Below are 17838 nucleotides of genomic sequence, written 5' to 3' on the forward strand. Positions count from 1 at the left end.
AAACCGTATTATATCGTTTTTTCGCGCTAAAGATGCAATTGTATTAGACTTTAGGCAAATTTTTTCGCTAAAACCCCCTCTAAAGGGCGTAATTAGTGTATGATGTCGCCAATTTTTTCGGCTTATTGAATACATTCAATAAAAAACACAAAAGCATGTTGAGAGTTTTGTTATGAAACAGATTTTAACTTCACTAATTTTAACACTATTAAGCATTAATGTTGCTATAGCAGCGTCGGGCGATGCTGAAGCGGGTAAAACAAAAGCCGCAACTTGTGCCGCTTGTCACGGTACAAACGGTATTGGTACAACTGACACTTACCCGAACATAGCGGGTCAACATTCAGACTATATTGTTAAACAGTTAAAAGCTTTCAAATCAGGCGACCGTAAAGACCCATTAATGGGTCCAATGGCAGCACCACTTTCTGAGCAAGATATGGCTGATGTAGCAGCTTACTTCGCCAGCCTTCCTCGCGATGGCGCTAGTCAAGACGCAGCTAGCACAGACACAGGTGCAACGGCAAGTGCAGCCCCTGCTGCTTACGTACCAAACCCAGCAGCCGGTAAAAGCCTTTATGAATTAGGCGATGCTTCTCGTAGCATTGGTGCTTGTATTGGTTGTCACGGTAGCGAAGGTAACAGCGATGTACTAATTTACCCAAATTTATCGAACCAACACCCTGAATATATTGCTAAGCAATTAGTAAACTTCAAAAATAAGTCACGTGTTAACTACGCAATGAACCAATTCGCTGGTGCGATGACGGAAGACGATATTGCAGATATGGCAGCATATTTTGCTGACCCAGCGGCCGTTGCTAATGTTGTACCACGTAAAGTTATGCCTGCTGCTCCTATAACAGCAGCAGTTATTGCGGGTAAAGCAAAAGCAGCAGTTTGTGCCGCGTGTCATGGCGCCGACGGTAATAGCCCTGTTGCTATTTACCCTAAATTGGCTGGTCAAAGTGCAGGCTATATTGTTAAGCAGTTACAAGAATTTAAAGCGGGCACTCGTAAAGACCCTGTTATGGCACCTATGGCTGCCGCACTAAGCGAACAAGACATGCAAGAAATTGCTAGCTACTATGCTGCGCAAAAAATTGCTGTTGCTGAGTTAGCCGGTTCAGATGTTGGACAAAAGCTATATTTTGGCGGTCACGTAAAACGTAAAATTACTGCTTGTGTAGCTTGTCATGGTGCTGACGGTAAAGGTATGAATAAAGCAGGATTCCCAACTATCGCAGGTCAAAACGAGTCTTACTTAAAAGCACAGCTAATGAAGTTTAAAAATGGTGAACGTAATAACGACTACAACACTATGATGCAAAGCGTTGCTGCTAAACTTTCAGATAGCGATATTGAAGAACTAGCTAAATACATGGCAGCAATGAAGTAAGTTTTATTGCGCGGATTTGTCTAGAAAGACAAGACGTCTGAGAAAGATCTGAATATAAAGCAGCGCTAGTCGCTGCTTTTTTATTAACAATTTTCTAGAAAGTGTGATCTATTTACTTGCTAACTCAACGATTTTTTCACGACAATATTTCACATTCAATAAATTCGTGTAAAATGCCAATGCAAGTAAGATACTCAATATATAAACGTATTAACGACAAGCAGAGACCAACCCAATGAAAAAATTTATCATTACTGTTTTACTAGGATTAAGTGCAGTTACTGCGGCAAATGCTGCTGAAGGTAACGCCGAAGCAGGTAAAAGCAAATCAGCTATGTGTGCTGCTTGTCATGGTGCTGACGGCAATAGTTTAGTGCCTATGTACCCTAAATTAGCTGGACAAAGTGCAAGTTATTTAGCTAAACAACTTGCTGATTTCAAGCTAGGCATGACTTCAGCTGGAAAATCTGGACGTGTTGACCCAGTGATGGGTGGTATGGCGATGGCACTTAGTGAACAGGATATGGCCGACGTTGCAGCGTTTTATGCAAGCCAACAAGCAACTGCAGGTAATGGTAGTGATGATGCACACGGTAAGAAACTTTACTTAGGTGGTAACAATGAAATGGAAGTTACTGCATGTGTTGCTTGCCACGGCATTAATGGTCACGGTATGCCAAGTGCTGGCTTCCCTGCACTAGCAAACCAAAGTGCTGACTACTTGAAAAGTCAGCTAGAGAAATTCCGTAATGGTTCTCGTAATAATGACTTAAACGGCATGATGCAAGGTGTTGCTGCGAACTTAACTGATGAAGAGATTGTTGCCCTTTCACAATATATGTCTTCTCTTAAGTAAGGTTTTTTAGCCTATTTAGGCTTATAGATTTAAAATAAAAAGCAGCGTTTATTCGCTGCTTTTTTATGCACAGGATGTACGGTATGTCACGATCGCACGGATGCGAAAGAGTGACCATGTACAGGCCCCTCGCAGGCCTCCTGCCTTCCAAAGCATTAGTACATCCATGTACGTCGATGTACGGTCAGGTTTTTGTTCCAGACAAAAACTAAGCTCCTAGTTTGACACCTGCAATAGCATCACAAATCAAACTACATTTTCTTCCAGAGAGATTAAATCTAGTTAAATGCAAGATGTCATTGTATTACTTCAATGTTCATTGCTAATATCAAAGGCATTTTTTACACGTCTTATCTAGCGACTACATTAATGAATATGTCATTTTTATCAACACTATTATTACTTGCTGGTTTATTGCTTAGCCATAATACTCATGCTGAGTTATTTCCTAAGCACACCATTGACGATCACCAGCAAAATATTTTTCGCGGAACAATCACACCGCAACGCGCTTGGTGGGACTTAACCCATTACCACTTAGATATTGCTGTAGATCCAAGCACTAAAACCATTGCAGGTACTAATACTATGAAATATAAGGTGCTATCTGAAAAGAAGCGCTTACAAATAGAGTTACAAGCACCGATGCAACTAACTAAAGTAACGCAAAACGGCCAAGCATTAGCTGTTGAGCAAATGGGTTACTCCTATTTCATTACCACCACTGCTGAACAAAAAATTGGTCAGGAATACCAGTTAGTAATGCATTTCTCAGGCATTCCGCATGAGGCAATTAGAGCGCCATGGGATGGGGGAATTACCTGGTCAACAGACGAAAAAGGCAATGATTTTATTGCCTCATCTTGTCAGGGGTTAGGTGCTAGCATTTGGTGGCCAAATAAGGACCACGCCTATGACGAGCCTGACAATGGCGCAATAATTAGTGTTGAAGTACCAGAACACTTAATGGATGTTTCCAACGGCCGTTTAGTAAAAGTTGATCATAACAAAAAAGCAAAAACAAAAACTTATCACTGGCAAGTTGTTAACCCAATTAACAACTATGGTATTAATATCAATATTGGTGACTACGTGCATTTTGGTGAGCAATATCAAGGTGAGTCTGGCCAGCTAGATATGGATTACTACGTACTTCGCCACAATATTGAAAAAGCGAAAGTACAATTCAAAGACGCTAAGCGCACTATTGAAGCCTTTGAATATTGGTTTGGCCCTTATCCATTTTATCAGGACAGTTTTAAACTTGTTGAAGCTCCTTACTTAGGCATGGAGCACCAAAGCTCTGTTACCTATGGCAATGGTTATCAAAATGGCTATTTAGGTCGTGATCGCAGCCAAACAGGGCCTGGCATGTTATTTGATTTTATTATTGTTCACGAAACTGGGCATGAATGGTTTGCTAATAACATTACCCATAATGATATTGCCGATATGTGGATACACGAAAGCTTTACCAATTATTCCGAAAGTCTATTTTTAGAATACCATTACGATAAAACAAAAGCTTTTGAGTACATTCGCGGCACTCGCTTAAATGTTCAGAATAAAAAACCAATTATTGGCCAATACGGCGTACATCAAGAAGGTTCAAGCGACATGTATGATAAAGGCGGCAACATGTTGCACACCATCCGCCAAGTTATAAATAATGACGAAACTTGGCGTACTATTTTACGAGGCTTAAATAAGAAGTTCTACCATGGTATTGCTGAAACGTCCCAAATTGAAAATTATATTAGCGAAAAATCAGGCAAAAATTTAACTAAAGTATTCGACCAATATCTACGTGATATTCGCATTCCAACCTTTGAATATTTTACTAAGAACGGACAAATGCAATACCGTTGGAGTAATATTGTCGATGGCTTTGATATGCCAATAAAAATTCTGATTAACGACAAAGAACATTGGTTATCGCCTAATGCTAAATGGCAAAGAATGCCAATAACTGATAACTCATCAGTAACGGTAGATGCCAACTTCTACGTAAATACCTTAAATATTTTGGGTCATTAGAACGTGTAGCTTTTGCGAATATAAAAAAGGGAAGCTTAGCTTCCCTTAAATACCAAACGCAATAAGTGACATTAAAATGAGTATTTAAACCCTACAGTAAACACGTCAGTGTCATCGTAGCTTTCAAATGATGCTTCAATACGAGTTTTGTCGTTAATTTTTTTACCAACACCGCCGCCAAAACCGAATTCACCATCTCCTTCACTTTCTGTTAATCCCCTGAATTTAAAATCAAAATCAACATCGGCATACGACGGCATAAGATATATATACACACCATTGTCATAGTTATACTGAGCGCGAATAGAGAAAGCAAAAAATCTATTTAACTCAATATTAACCTTACCAAAATCAGCTTCTATATCATCGTCTGAAATACCGGTAGCAATTCGAAATTCAGGTAAAATAGAAATAGATTTGTTTTCTAGCATAAACTCATAAGCTACTGAGCCATAAATAGCACCTAACGAAACATCAACACCATCATCTTCGGCTGATAAATTCGCATAACCAGCACCAGCGGACCAATTGGCTGCAGCCGTTAAAGGCAGAGTTAAAAGTGAAAGTGCAATTAAAGACTTCTTAAACACAGGAATATCCTTATCATTATTTACTAAAGTTTGGAAAGCGCGCATGCTAACAACCCAATTCTTGTTAAGCAATTGTTAAATAATATTTTGATAACCATTAAGCGTAACAAATTATGAATAACACCTTTAAACGTTAGAATTCGTGCATTATTGCAAAGGCATTTCATCGCCATTCACGTTATGATCACAAGTTCAGTTACATCACTAAATAAGGTAGTTTTCGTGTTAGATATTATCGCGCCAAGTGCATTTAAAACCGTACCATGGAAAAATGGTAAAGGTGAAACAATAGAGATGACGATCAACCCGGGAGGCACCTTAGATGATTTTGACTGGCGCCTAAGTATGGCTAGCGTGGTTGAAGATGGTGAGTTCTCAAACTTTTCTGGCTATACCCGTAATCTAATATTAATTGAAGGCGACGGCATTAATTTACAACACAACAACAGCAAAATTGACCGTTTAAGCCAATTACTGGACTTTGCAACTTTTGATGGTGGCGATAAAACTGTTGGCAACTTGCACACAGGCGCAATAACTGACTTTAACGTTATCGCACGCACGTCGCGCTATCATACAAAAGTTAATTGCCACCAACATGCAATGAATATTACCGTCGAAAAAGGCGAACTTTGTTTTGTTTATAGTTTATCTTCCGACATAAAAATCAGCTTTAGCAACAACGAAAACAACCTAGTTGCACCACAAGGCCATCTAGTAAAGCTATCGAATGTTGAAGAAAATACCACTTATATCGATGGCGAGAATATCATAATGATCTACCTAAATAGCTGCGATTAAGAGCGAAGGTTATTAGTTACCTTTGCGCTTTTACACGAGTTAGAGTCATTAATCGCTAGAAATACCCTTTCTGACTTTTAATTATGACAATTAGCGCTAGCTCGCGTAGGCTGAAAATATTAACTACACAGTATTTTAAGGATAATGTATGAAAACCAGGTTGTTAGTTCCAGCGCTTAGTCTGTTACTACTTTTGTCACCTTTGGCCTTCGCTGAATTTGAACGAAAAGTTGCTATCGATGAAAATAGTACCAGCACTCATAGCACTACTGTTAATGGTAAAACATTTGACTACACCGCTACTACCGGCACTCAACCTGTTTGGGACAATGAAGGCAACCCAACAGCAACTCTTTTCTATACATATTATCAACGAAGCAACATTAAAAACCGTGCAACGCGACCATTACTAATATCCTTCAATGGTGGTCCGGGTTCTGCGTCTGTGTGGATGCATGTTGCCTATACTGGCCCAAAGGTTCTTAATGTTGATAATGAAGGCTTCCCATTACAACCTTACGGTGTAAAACCAAATGATTATTCTATTTTGGATACCGCCGACATTGTCTTTGTTAACCCTGTTAATACAGGATATTCACGTGTTTTACCGAAAAAAGACGGCAAAATGCCAAGCAAAGCCGAACAAAAGAAAATGTTTTTTGGTGTTAATGCTGACGTTAAATACCTAGCCGATTGGGTCAATACATTTGTCACTCGTAATAACCGTTGGCAATCGCCTAAATACTTAATTGGCGAAAGCTATGGTACAACTCGCGTTTCGGGCTTAGCGCTTGAGTTACAAGCTCGTCAATGGATGTATTTAAACGGGGTGATTTTAGTTTCTCCAACTGATATCGGCATCAAGCGTGACGGGCCAGTAAAAGCTGCAAATCGCTTACCATACTTTGCTGCGACCGCGTGGTACCACAATGCCTTAGCCAAAGATTTACAAGATAAGCATTTGTTAGATATTTTGCCTGAAATAGAAAAATTTACGGTTGAGCAATACTTACCTGCACTTGCCAAAGGTGGGTTTATATCAGAACAAGAAAAACAAAAAATCGCTAAGCAAGTTGCTCGTTATTCAGGGTTATCAGTACAAGAAGTGTTGCGTAATAACTTGGATATTGAAGCATCATACTTTTGGAAAGAAATATTGCGTGACAGAGAGCAAACTGTGGGCCGCTTAGATTCTCGCTATTTAGGTATTGATGAAAAAGTTACCGGCAGCCGCCCAGATTACAATGCTGAACTTACCTCATGGCTGCATAGTTTTACGCCAGCAATTAACTACTACTTACGCGAAGAGTTAAATTACAAAACCGATATCAAATATAATATGTTTGGTAATGTTCATCCTTGGGACAGAAGCAATAATAAGACCGGCGAAAATTTACGCTTGGCAATGGCACAAAACCCTTATTTAAATGTAATGGTGCAAGCAGGTTATTATGACGGTGCCACTAATTACTTTGATGCTAAATACACTTTATGGCAGCTCGATCCAAGTGGCAAAATGCGAGATAGATTATCTTTTAAAGGTTATGAAAGTGGCCATATGATGTACTTACGTTACCAAGACTTAAAGTCTGCTAATCAAGATATTCGTACTTTTATGCAAGCAACACTGCCAAATAAAACAACGCCAGCAAAATATCATAGCAAACCATAGCTTTAGCGTATCTATTTAAGGTTGTTGTGTTGATAGCCCCCCAACAGCCTTAGTTTCACTATTTTATCGTTATTAGTAACATATTGAATCATATTAATTTTCCTTTACGTTGCTATATGACTAATCGGAGTTGTTAAAATTTAAACGAACAGATATGATGCTTATTAAAGGAACTAAGATAATGAATTCATGGAAGATAATAGTTTAAACAGCGATATACTCATCATAGATGATAGTTCGATAAACATTCGTGTTGTGTCCAATATCATTCAACCACTAGGTTGCAAAATATTTGCGGCAAAATCCGGACTACAAGCTTTAAACCTATTAATATCTTTCAAACCCGCATTAATAATTTTAGATATTCAAATGCCAGAAATGGACGGTTTTGAGTGCTGTAAGCGCATAAAATCAATTAGCAGCCGTACCGATATTCCCATTATTTTCCTTTCCGGCTCACATGATGAAGCTGACCAACTACAAGCCAAAGATTTAGGGGCTTGTGCCTACTTAACAAAACCCTTTTGTGCAGACGAACTGCTTGATGCCGTGAAACGCTTAGCCAAACCTGAATTAGTATAATTAACTCGGCTATTTATTATTAATCGCTTAACATCACCAACCTTTTACGTCCGTATGATCTTGGTATTGCTTACAGAAAGATAAGTCTTAGTTTTTGTCTAGAGCAAAAAACTAATCGTGCTTCGACGTGCCTCGAAAGACAGGAAGTCTGGGAGAGGCCTATACATCGCCACTCTTTCACATCCATGTGATCGTGGCATACTATACTTCCTGCATATAAAAAAGGCCGCTAATTAGCGGCCTTTATCATTGAGTGTTAGGTTAAATTTCGTAGTTTATAACTTGATAACCAAGTGCTTCTAATTGTGGCTTTAAGATTTTAGCATCACCCACTACCACCATTAACATTTCGCTTAAATTTAAGTGTTTTTTCGCGAGAGCATTAATTTCTGCTTTAGAAATATTAGCAACAATTTCGTTTCGCTCTTTAACAAACTCTGTTGTTAAGTCATGTTCCAAAATTTGTGCTAAAAAGCCTAATTTACGTCGTGGTGTTTCATATTTTAAAGCGTCTTTTTGATTAATAGCGTTGCGCATAAATGCTAGCTCTTCGTCACTTATGCCGTTGTCAGCATAGTTTTCAATTTCCTTAACAAACTCTACAATCGATTTATCGGTAACATCAGCACGAACTTCCGCACTTGCGGTATAAGCACCAGAAAATTTATCACCATAAAAGTACGACCGTGCGCCATAGGTGTAGCCTTTGTCTTCGCGTAAGTTTAGGTTGATGCGGCTATTAAAAGCACCTCCTAATGGGAAGTTCATTAAATACGCTTTATAGTATTCACCAGTAATGTCTTGCGTAAGTGAACGCTTACCAATGCGAATAGCAGACTGTGCTGCATTATCTTTATTAACTAAATAAATCACTCCAAGTTTTGCCGGTGATTCAGGCAAGGAAATGGCTAATTTTTTGCCTTCACCGGTTAATGACTTAAACACACTTAACGATGTTAATAGCTGCGCTTTGTCTAAGTTTGATACCGAAATTATTTGGCTATCTTTCGCTTTTAATTGCTGGTGGTAATGTGCTTTTATGTCAGCCAGCGTAATATTCGCCAATGATGATTCAGTGCCACTGCTTGAAGTTGCAGCAATATTGTCGGCGTGTAATAACTGGCGATAGGCTGTTGATGCTAAATAACCTGCATCTTTTTTACCATTAATGGCTCCTTGAATAGCATTATTTTTATTACGGTCGAATTCACTGGCAAGAAATGCTGGCTTGGCTAATTTTTCGTAAACTAGTGCTAAGGTTGCATCTAAGTGTTTAGTTAATGTATTTACATTAACAGTTAAATACTTGTTACCGGTCGAGATCGCGACCGATGCACCAAGTTTTTGCAATGCCTTACTCATATCTTCGGCACTACGCTCAGTGGTAGATTCGTTTAACATTGCCGCCAGTAACGACGCTGTACCTGCTTTGTCTTTACCTTCAAAATAATGACCTGCTGGAATTTTCAAAAGCAATGACGTGGTCGGTGTCTCAATACTTTGTGTAGCTAGAATTTTAACGCCATTAGCAAACGTCTCCTGCCACATTTGTGGTACATCAACAGCTTTATTTTTACCTGTTGCTGGTACAATACTGCGGTCAAAATTATCTTTGGTTTTACGAATATTTAAATCGGCATCAGTTGTTGCTGTTTGTACTGGAATTGCACGTGCTTGTGGTGTGAAATTATCTGCCGCAGCAACAAGCGCTTTTTGCCCTTTTGGTACAATACTCATGATAACGCCGTGCTTATCTTTAATATATTGCTGGTAAACACGCATAACATCAGCTTTAGTTACATTGGCATAGCGGGCAATATCTTGTTCAATATAATTAGGGTTACCGGTGAAAGTTTCATTAGCGGCTAGTTGGCTAACTTTACCTGCAACACTTTGCAGGCCGAAAACAAAGTTCGCTTCCATTGCAGCTTTTGCTTTAGTTAAATCGTCATCTTCAACACCACGTGTTTCAAATTCAAGTAAAGTGTCACGAATAACCTTTTCCATATCAGCTAAGGTTTTACCTGATGCTGGATGTGGTAAAGCAAGCATATTAAAAGTACAAGCAAGTTCGGCACATGGGTGGCTTACCGAAGCTTGTACAGCTAACTGGTTTTTAACTAAATTTTTATATAGTAATGATGTTTTACCACCACCAAGAATGCTTGAAAGTAGATCAAGTGGCGCTTCATCTTCGTGTCGAATACTCACCGTTGGATAAGACATATAGACTAACGGTAAATGCACATTGTCTTCCAAAGATATATAGCGATCAGCTTCAATGGTAAAGCTTGGTTTTTCTGGCATTTTTACTTCTGGACCACGTGGAATGCTACCAAAATACTTAGTAACCATTGCTAAAGTTTTTTCAACATTGATGTCGCCACCAATTGTTAATGTTGCATTATTAGGGCCATACCAACGTAAGAAAAATGCTTTTAAATCATTAACATCAACGCGGTTTAGATCTTCAATATAGCCAATGGTTTGCCAAGAATACGGATGACCGACTGGGTACATGGCTTCAGCAACACGCTCTCTTAACAAGCCATAAGGGCGATTATCATAGCTTTGACCACGTTCATTTTTTACCGTTTCACGCTGCACTTCAAATTTTTCTTGTGTTACCGCATCTACTAAAAAGCCCATTCGGTCGGCTTCTAGCCAAAGCATTTTTTCAAGTTGACTGGCGGGTACAGTTTGAAAATAATTAGTTCGGTCACTATTAGTGGTGCCATTCATGGTACCACCTGATTCAGTTACTATCTTAAAATGCTCATCATCAGCGACATGCTCTGAGCCTTGAAACATCATATGTTCAAAGAAATGTGCAAAACCAGATTTACCTACTTCTTCACGACCTGAGCCAACATGATAAGTCATATCAACATGTACTAAGGGATCTGAGCCGTCTTGATGCAAGATTACTGTCAGGCCATTATCAAGTACATATTTTTGAAATGGGATAACCGTTTTTCCAGTTTCTGGTTTTACTTGCTCAATAAATTTTGCTCCCGCGACTGTAATATTTGCGTCAGGTAGCTTTACAGTTTGGGTGTTTTCACAAGCAGCTAAGCAGGTTAATAGCAGCGGTAACGTCCATTTTTTCAAAGTAAATTCCTCGGTTCATTCAACATATTAGGTAAGCTGAACTTAATATTATCGATATAGAGAATAAGTACAACAACTTAGTAAATTTATTGCGGAGTAGACTGTAAATAAACGTGAAAGGTTCAATTAGTTGCTAAAGAAAATTTGGGCTTATTTTATATAACCTAAATACCATTAAGCGAATTCTTGATGAATATGTTACGCTGATAAAATGTATATATTTCATACAAGTTTAATGCGGAGCAAGTATGCATGAGGCCAAGTCACCACTAATTCAGCACTGGGTTGACGTGATCACTAATAGCGAATTGCCGGCTATTACGTCAACAGCCAGAATGTTGGATAAATTTAATAACGATGATAAATCTTCATTACCTAAATTAAGTAAAGCTATTTTACATGACCAAGCACTCGCCTCTTGCTTACTAAAAGTTGCCAATAGTGTTCAGCATCTAAGTATTAATAAAGTCAGCACCGTTTCCAGAGCCTCGGTAGTATTAGGTATTCAAGCGGTGAAAAATATCTGCTTAACATCACGATTAGTTGAGGGTTTACTTGCCAATAAAGACCTGGACGACAAAGTACATCAACAGTTAACAAGATCTATGGCAAGCTCATTTTATGCGGGTTTACTAGCTAAAATGATGGCGCCACAATACGCTGATGATACTCAAGAAGAGCTATACCTTGCTGCCATGTTATACCGTATTGGTGAAACTGCTTTCTGGGGGTCTGGTGGAGATTCGGCAAAAAAATTAGCCACGTTTGTTGATACTACTCCTGCTATTTTTCAGCAAGAGTGCTATCAAGAACTCGGAGGCGACTTTAGCCAATTAAGCGGAGAACTAGCAAAAACCTGGAGTTTAAGTGATTTATTATTAAAAGCACTTAATCAGCCGGAAAGTCGAACGGTAGAAATACAAATTGTTTATTTTGCTGACAAACTTAGTCATTGTATTGCAAACCCTACTGGTACTGTGGAAGAGTTTCATGAATTACTGAGCAATATAGCAAAAATTACCGGTTTGAATATCAAACAACTAACAGCAAAAATTTCATTATTACGGGATCAGGCAAGTAAACTACTGACCTCTTATGGTGCTAAAGCGTTAATTGAGCATATAAAACCTTTACCACGCGCTAAAGACTTCAATGACCACGCGCATAAAGTGCTTAAATATAACCCGAACAAAGAAAGTGAAATATTAAGTGCGTGTATGCAGCTAAATAAGTTATTAAAAACAAGCACAGACTTTTCAGCATTTATTCAAACAACATTACAAGCAATGGCGAGTATATTCGCCTTTGAGCAATGCAGTTTTTTAATGATGGTTGACAACAAATCAGAAATAAAAAATCGATTTACTTTTGATATAAATGCGCAGACAGTTGAGAATAACAAACGCTTTCATTTAACTAGAAGCAGTAATATTTTCAGTTATGCGATGGAAAATGATCAGGCGATAGTCATTAACAACAAGCAGGCTGAACAATGGTATCAGTATATAACCGGTGAAATTAGTGATCACATCGCAAATGGTGCATTAATAATAATGCCAGTAAAAGTTGGTCATAAAGCGATAGGGTTGATTACAGGACAGGTTTTTATTGCAGATAAAGAAATAACGGCGCGAGATTTTGAGCATTGCAGTGCATTAGTAGAACATCTTAATTTATCGTTAACAATGTTGTCTTACAGAGGATAATGAGCGTGCCTATATTCGTGTTATCAAAATTTAAGCAATAAAAAAGCAGCCTATGCTGCTTCTTTTATCGTTACTTAGCGATACTTACTCTTCTTCAGTGCTTTCTACTGCTTCTTCAGTTTGTTCTTGCTCTGCTACTGGTTCGTGACCTTCGCCACCACATCCACCACAACATCCCATAATAATTCTCCGCTGTTTAAATCTGAGTAAATAATATCAGTAGAGAAAAAACGCATTATTGATCAAAATCACTTAAATTAAATTCCTTTCATTACTCATTGAAAATTATAAATTTAATTATTTAAATTTCTTTTAAAATAGACAAAAACACAAAATTCACTTGCAATAAACAGAAAGTGATATCAAAATGATATCACAAATAAAAAAGTTAAAGGACAGGATATGTTTACCGAAAAAGAAGTAAAAGCTCCAAATGGTATTGGCTTTATTGTTGTTTTACTAATTGTGCAACTGAGCGCCTTAAGCCTGACGGTGTACTCTCTACCTAATAACCCAACCTTAACAATCGGTAGTTTATTATTGAATATTATTATTTTTATTGGTTGGTTTGGCTTTTTTATGGTCAACCCTAAAGAGGGGCGTGTATTACAACTATTTGGTAAATATGCCGGTACAGTACACTTGCCAGGTTTACGTTGGGCCAATCCCTTCTATACCAAAATGCGTGTTTCATTAAGGGTTAGAAACTTCGAAAGTAGTAAATTAAAGGTCAACGACAAAAATGGTAATCCTATTGAAATTGCCGCTGTTATTGTTTGGGAAGTGGTTGATACTGCCGAAGCTGTTTTCCAAGTTGATGATTATGAAGATTATGTATCAATTCAAAGTGAATCAGCTTTGCGTAACTTAGCCACTAGTTATGCTTACGATCATCACGAAGAGCAAGGTATATCGCTGCGTAGTAATCCTGTAGAAATATCTGAAGCGCTAAAATGTGAAGTACAAGACCGCTTAGGCAAAGCCGGTGTGAAAGTTATAGAAGCAAGAATTAGTCACTTAGCTTACGCGCCGGAAATCGCCAATGCCATGTTAAGACGACAACAAGCCATGGCAATTATAGCTGCACGTAAAAAAGTCGTTGAAGGTGCTGTTGGTATGGTAGAAATGGCACTACAAAGTCTAGCAGAACGTGACATTGTTGAACTTGACGCAGAAAGAAAAGCAGCAATGGTAAGCAACTTACTCGTAGTACTTTGTTCTGATGAAGCCGCGCAACCTATCGTCAATACGGGTAGTTTATACTAAAATAGCTGAGCTCATACCTGTGGGCTTTCAATTATTATATTAGAGGTTTCTGTGGCAAAAAAAGCTTATCCATTACGTATTAATGAAGAAATACTGACCGCAATGCAGCGTTGGTCAGATGATGAGTTACGTAGCTTAAACGCCCAAATTGAATATGTATTACGTGACGCATTACGCAAGGCAGGCCGCAGTAAGCCACCGCAAATAAACGCTATTATTGATCCACTTGATAAACCTGAATAGCCACTATCAATGTAATTTAATTACACTAAATAGGTAAAAATAAACCATCATATTTTTACCTATTCATTTCTATAGTTCGCTCAAGCTAACTTTACTACCAGCAAAAAAAAACCGACAACATTAATTATCGGTCTATAAGCTATGAGGAAAGCTAAAATATACAAATTATTACAACAAGCGTTCGTGTTAGGAACAAAGCAATTATAGAGTAAGAACTCTAAGCTTGTAAAGAAGGTTTTGTAATTTTTTTTCATTTATTTGTTTTTTTTATCACAAAATAAAAAATACACCTCAGTTTTCCTGTTCGGTATTGTGATCAAATAATAGAAAACCTGGTTTGGGCAAAAAAAAGGCCTCTATGAAGAGGCCTAAAAAGAAACACACCATGAAGGGATCATTCGGTGTTATTTATAAGAACCACAGAAAGCAAATTAAATTTCACCTCTGAGTAATTTATAACCAACTTGCTTTAGTGAGCTTGTTCCCAATTATCACCAACACCTGCTTCTGCAATTAAAGGTACGCTCATTTCTACTGCATTATTCATAATTTCAACGAGACTTTGCGTGGCACTTTCGACAATATCTTGGTGAATTTCAAAAATTAATTCATCGTGTACTTGCATGGTCATACGAATACGAGGATCATTTTGCGCTAATATCCATGCATCTACTGCTAACATTGCTTTTTTAATAATATCTGCCGCAGTACCTTGCATTGGTGCGTTGATTGCGGCGCGCTCTGCCGCTTTCTTACGCATACCATTTTTCGATTTAATGTCCGGTAAATAAAGTCTTCTACCAAACAAGGTTTCAACATAACCATTCTCACTAGCTTGCTGACGGGTATCTTCCATATATTTCGAAACATTAGGGTAACGTTCAAAATACTTATCCATGTATTCTTGCGCAGTATGACGAGGTACATTTAACTGTTTAGCTAAACCAAATGCTGACATGCCATAGATAAGACCAAAGTTTACCGCTTTGGCGCTACGACGTTGATCACTGGTCACTTCATCTAATGAAACGGCGAATATCTCTGCCGCTGTGGCCTTATGAACATCTTTGCCTTCAGAGAAAGCTTTCACTAGACCTGGGTCATCTGATAAATGCGCCATAATGCGCAATTCAATTTGTGAATAATCTATCGCAACGATTTTATGATCTTCTGGTGCAATAAAAGCATGGCGAATTTTACGCCCTTCTTCACTTCTGATCGGAATATTTTGCAAGTTTGGATCGGTTGAAGATAAACGCCCGGTTGCAGTTACCGCCTGATGATACGAGGTATGTACACGATTAGTTTTTGGATCAACTAATAGTGGTAACTTATCAGTGTAGGTTGATTTTAATTTGCTTAACCCACGGTTTTCCAAAATAACTTTAGGTAACGGATAATCAAGCGCTAACTCCTGCAACACTTCTTCTGCCGTTGATGGTGCACCCTTAGGTGTTTTCTTCAGTACGGGGATTTTTAATTCTTCAAATAAAATCGTTTGCAGCTGCTTTGGTGAGCTTAAGTTAAAACTCTTTCCTGCAATATTGTGCGCTTCAATTTCTAATTCAGATAAGCGAGTACCTATGCTATGGCTTTGTTGATCTAACATATCACAGTCAATCAAGACACCATGTTGCTCCATACGAGCTAATACAGGTAATAGTGGCATTTCTATGTCATTAAAAACGGAAAGTTGTGTGCTTACTTTCTCTAATTTCGGAAAAATAGCCTGATGTAAACGTAGCGTAATATCGGCATCTTCGGCAGCGTAATGCCCTGCTTTTTCGATTTCAATTTGATTAAAAGTAAGCTGTTTTGCGCCTTTGCCAGCAATGTCTTCGAAATGTACTGTTTTATAACCTAAGTACTTGTCAGCAAGAGCATCCATATTATGACGTGTAGCAACACTATTGAAACAATATGACTCTATCATGGTGTCAAAAGTGATACCTTTCATCGCAATATTGTAGTGTGAAAGTACATTTGCATCGTACTTTAAGTTTTGCCCTACTTTCTGCTGCGATTCACTTTCTAACAGTGGCTTAAGCTGAGCCAACACCCAATCTCTATCAAGCTGTTCAGGCGCACCTACATAATCATGGGCAACAGGAACATACGCCGCTTTACCCGCTTCAACTGCAAACGACAAGCCAACGAGTTCAGCTTTCATATAATCAACACTGGTTGTTTCAGTATCAAAGGCAAATAACTCTGCTTCCGTCAATTTATCTAACCAGCTTTGAAATGCTGCTTTCGTTAAAACAATTTCATAGTCGATTTCAATATCGGAAAAATTAGCCGCGTCATCATCAGCCTCTTCACTTTGACTAGCTGGGCTGTCTTTCGTTGCATTCGTGTCGCCAGCATTTAATTCAGCAAGTAATCGTCTTAATTCAAACTTTTGATATAAGGCTTTTAACGTATCAACATCAGCTGCTGTAGGTTGCAGCGCCTCAACAGTTTGCTCAAGCTCGACATCAAGTTTAATGGTGGCAAGTTCATAAGAAAGCGGTAAATGGGCAAGTGCGGTACGTAAGTTTTCACCAACTTTACCTTTTACTTTATCGGCATTATCCATAACTTCTTGTAAAGTCGGGTAAGCGGTTAGCCACTTAACGGCAGTTTTAGGACCACACTTTTCAACGCCTGGAATATTATCAACTTTATCTCCCATCAGCGCTAAGTAATCAATAATTTGATCTGGACGCACACCGAATTTTTCAATAACACCCGCTTCATCCATTTCAACATTGGTCATGGTATTAATTAAGCGTACATGTTGGTTAACTAACTGCGCCATGTCTTTATCACCAGTTGAAATAACCGTTTCGATTCCTAATGCTGTTGCTTGATGAGATAAAGTACCAATAACATCATCTGCCTCTACCCCTTCAATAACTAGAAGCGGTAAGCCCATAGCAGCAATAATTTCATGTAGTGGCGCTATTTGGCTGCGTAAATCGTCCGGCATTGGCGGACGATTAGCTTTATATTCTGGATACATGTCATTACGAAATGTTTTCCCTTTGGCATCAAATACCACCACGACGTTGCCATTCGGATAATCTTTCTTCAAACTTTTAATCATATTCAACACACCGGTAATTGCCCCTGTCGGTTGGCCGTCTGCGGTTGATAAAGCTTGTAAATAAGGCACGTGATATGCACGGAATAAATAAGATGAACCATCGACTAAAATAAGCGGTGATTGGTCAGAAGTTGGCATGATAATTTTTTGACTGGCGGAAAGATGGGCTAAGCATGCCATAATCGGCAAATTCTCTCTAGCACTTCATTGCATTTAGTCACATCAAACCAATCAAATTGTGGATAAGTATGTTGAAAACCACGATGAATGACCATAAAATTCTGGTGAACTTTACGGCAACTTGTTTGTAAGTACATGTAATTGATGAAAAAAGGTAAGTCAGAAATCCTTTTCACATATTTATTATTATTTTTTTATTATGTGGATAAATAAATGTCCGTGCTTAAACTTTACTGTTCAATTAACGAGCAATAAAAATAAGCGAGCTAAGAGATTAACAGAAAATGGCCCCATTACCAGACAATTA

At 38.4% G+C, this 17838-nt stretch carries 12 protein-coding genes; 9 read left to right on the forward strand and 3 right to left on the reverse strand.

Translation table 11 applies throughout. From position 1 onward, the window contains the following. The first annotated feature begins 172 nt into the window (after positions 1 to 172). The 3 genes from AC27E9_RS16610 (at position 173) to AC27E9_RS16620 (ending at position 4292) form a co-directional block, all read left to right on the forward strand. Positions 173 to 1399 carry a c-type cytochrome gene (locus tag AC27E9_RS16610; protein WP_487132111.1) on the forward strand — a complete coding sequence of 409 codons (1227 nt, stop codon included), beginning with the start codon at positions 173 to 175 and terminating at the stop codon, positions 1397 to 1399. Between the two features lie 235 nt (positions 1400 to 1634). Next, on the forward strand, positions 1635 to 2255 hold the full coding sequence (locus tag AC27E9_RS16615) for a c-type cytochrome (protein ID WP_487132113.1): 621 nt from the start codon (positions 1635 to 1637) through the stop codon (positions 2253 to 2255). A 369-nt stretch (positions 2256 to 2624) separates the two neighbouring features. Continuing rightward, complete coding sequence (locus AC27E9_RS16620; protein ID WP_487132115.1) at positions 2625 to 4292, forward strand: M1 family metallopeptidase; 1668 nt, start codon at positions 2625 to 2627, stop codon at positions 4290 to 4292. 71 nt (positions 4293 to 4363) lie between these two features. Here AC27E9_RS16620 and AC27E9_RS16625 read toward each other — a convergent pair whose 3' ends face one another. Continuing rightward, positions 4364 to 4927, reverse strand: coding sequence for an outer membrane beta-barrel protein (locus tag AC27E9_RS16625; protein WP_487132117.1), 564 nt, complete (start codon positions 4925 to 4927; stop codon positions 4364 to 4366). Positions 4928 to 5104: 177 nt separating this feature from the next. Between AC27E9_RS16625 and AC27E9_RS16630 the strand changes: the two genes are divergently transcribed. From AC27E9_RS16630 to AC27E9_RS16640, 3 genes are all read left to right on the forward strand, one after another. Then, on the forward strand, positions 5105 to 5683 hold the full coding sequence (locus AC27E9_RS16630) for a HutD/Ves family protein (RefSeq protein WP_487132119.1): 579 nt from the start codon (positions 5105 to 5107) through the stop codon (positions 5681 to 5683). A 148-nt stretch (positions 5684 to 5831) separates the two neighbouring features. Continuing rightward, a complete protein-coding gene (locus AC27E9_RS16635; protein ID WP_487132121.1) occupies positions 5832 to 7355 on the forward strand; it encodes a S10 family peptidase in 1524 nt (507 codons plus the stop codon). 189 nt (positions 7356 to 7544) lie between these two features. After that, positions 7545 to 7937 carry a response regulator gene (locus tag AC27E9_RS16640; RefSeq protein ID WP_487132122.1) on the forward strand — a complete coding sequence of 131 codons (393 nt, stop codon included), beginning with the start codon at positions 7545 to 7547 and terminating at the stop codon, positions 7935 to 7937. 261 nt (positions 7938 to 8198) lie between these two features. Here the strand turns inward: AC27E9_RS16640 and AC27E9_RS16645 are convergent, their stop codons facing one another. Continuing rightward, positions 8199 to 11048, reverse strand: a complete 2850-nt coding sequence (locus AC27E9_RS16645) for a M16 family metallopeptidase (protein WP_487132124.1) — start codon at positions 11046 to 11048, stop codon at positions 8199 to 8201. A gap of 248 nt (positions 11049 to 11296) precedes the next feature. Between AC27E9_RS16645 and AC27E9_RS16650 the strand changes: the two genes are divergently transcribed. From AC27E9_RS16650 to AC27E9_RS16660, 3 genes are all read left to right on the forward strand, one after another. Then, the gene (locus tag AC27E9_RS16650; protein ID WP_487132126.1) at positions 11297 to 12754 is read left to right on the forward strand and encodes an HDOD domain-containing protein; all 1458 of its coding nucleotides are present in this window, start codon (positions 11297 to 11299) and stop codon (positions 12752 to 12754) included. Positions 12755 to 13156: 402 nt separating this feature from the next. Further along, entirely contained in the window at positions 13157 to 14020 is an 864-nt protein-coding gene (locus AC27E9_RS16655; RefSeq protein ID WP_487132128.1) for an SPFH domain-containing protein, read from the forward strand. 102 nt (positions 14021 to 14122) lie between these two features. Beyond that, positions 14123 to 14263 carry a type II toxin-antitoxin system antitoxin gene (locus AC27E9_RS16660; protein WP_487132162.1) on the forward strand — a complete coding sequence of 47 codons (141 nt, stop codon included), beginning with the start codon at positions 14123 to 14125 and terminating at the stop codon, positions 14261 to 14263. 469 nt (positions 14264 to 14732) lie between these two features. Here the strand turns inward: AC27E9_RS16660 and polA are convergent, their stop codons facing one another. Continuing rightward, positions 14733 to 17489: a DNA polymerase I gene (polA, locus tag AC27E9_RS16665; protein ID WP_487132129.1), complete on the reverse strand. Its 2757-nt coding sequence runs from the start codon at positions 17487 to 17489 to the stop codon at positions 14733 to 14735. Between the last annotated feature and the right edge of the window lie 349 nt (positions 17490 to 17838).

This window comes from Colwellia meonggei (assembly GCF_057537295.1).